This window comes from Idiomarina baltica OS145, assembly GCF_000152885.1.
GTDB classification, from domain to species: domain Bacteria; phylum Pseudomonadota; class Gammaproteobacteria; order Enterobacterales; family Alteromonadaceae; genus Idiomarina; species Idiomarina baltica.
The window spans coordinates 1-1,232 of sequence record NZ_CH672405.1 but is presented as its reverse complement, the minus strand read 5'-3'; the positions used below and the strand labels follow the sequence as shown (position 1 = coordinate 1,232).

General features: G+C 43.8%; 2 protein-coding genes. Both read right to left on the bottom strand.

Going from position 1 to position 1,232, the window contains the following annotated elements:
- Positions 1–167 precede the first annotated feature (167 nt).
- Positions 168–905, bottom strand: a complete 738-nt coding sequence (fabG, locus tag OS145_RS05905; RefSeq protein ID WP_006955316.1) for a 3-oxoacyl-ACP reductase FabG — start codon at positions 903–905, stop codon at positions 168–170.
- Between the two features lie 15 nt (positions 906–920).
- Positions 921–1,232, bottom strand: a 312-nt coding sequence (locus tag OS145_RS13420; RefSeq protein ID WP_006955315.1) for an ACP S-malonyltransferase, incomplete at its 5' end; no start/stop codon positions are given.

The window sequence follows — 1,232 nt, the reverse complement described above, 5'->3', positions numbered from 1 at the left end:
TAGTTGCTCAATGATGATTTTTTTAACGCGTTCTTCGATAGTGCTCATGATTATAAAATCCTTAAATAGTCTTCACGAGTGTCAAAATTTTCGGCTAGTTTAGTGAAACCAGCGCGAAATATAAAGTAAAAATTTAAAATTATCCTAGAGGTCGTACCCCTAAGACTTTACACCATGGCCATACCACCATTCACATGAATGGTTTCACCGGTGATATAGGCTGCCCCTTTGCTCGCTAAAAAGACCACAGCAGAGGCAACTTCCTCAGGTTGACCTAAACGCTCTGCTGGAATATTAGCATAGATCGCTTGTTTTTGATCGTCCGTTAATGATTTCGTCATATCGGTATCAATAAAACCAGGTGCGACACAGTTTACGGTGATACCGCGCGCTGCTACTTCTTTGGCTAGCGACTTGGAAAAGCCGACTAATCCAGCTTTCGCAGCACAGTAATTAACTTGTCCTGGGTTTCCAGTCGTCCCAACGACAGAGCTGATATTGATAATTCGACCATGGCGTCGTTTCATCATGCCACGGATAACCAATTTACAAATACGGAATACAGCAGTGAGGTTGGTATCAAGAACCGCATTCCACTCATCCTCTTTCATACGCATCATCAGGTTATCTCGCGTTATTCCGGCATTATTGACCAGAATATCGATTTTACCATGCGTCTTTTCAAGATCTTTGATTTTATCCGCCAGCTCGTCTGTTTCATTGACGTTTAACGCCAAGCCCTGCCCTTTATCACCCAGGTATTCCGCAATCGACGCCGCGCCTTTGTCACTTGTCGCTGTACCAATTACAAAGGCTCCTTGAGCCGCTAACTGCTCAGCAATTTTGCGACCTATACCGCGGCTTGCACCGGTCACGAGTGCAACGTGTTCGTTCAATGAAAACATGATTAACCTCTTTACTTATTCTGTTTCAAACGCTTCAGGTGTATTAAGTGCTTGGCAACCAAAAGCTTTAGTAATTCGTTTTGAGAGACCGGTTAATACTTTGCCCGGGCCTACCTCATAAGCGGCCTCAACACCCATTTCAGCTAGCTTTTCTACCGTTTCTGTCCAACGAACTGGAAAATACAATTGCCGAACTAGCGCGTCTTTAATTGCCTCAGGATCATCGTTAATAGAAACATCCACATTGTTGATTACATCACATGATGCCGGCTTAAAAGTGACCGCTTTTAACGCTGACATGAGTTGTTCAGCTGCGGGCTTCATTAA

Coding starts and splice junctions, on each gene's coding strand:
- fabG (WP_006955316.1), bottom strand. CDS start 905: ATGTTTTCATTGAACGAACACGTTGCACTCGTGACCGGTGCAAGCCGC.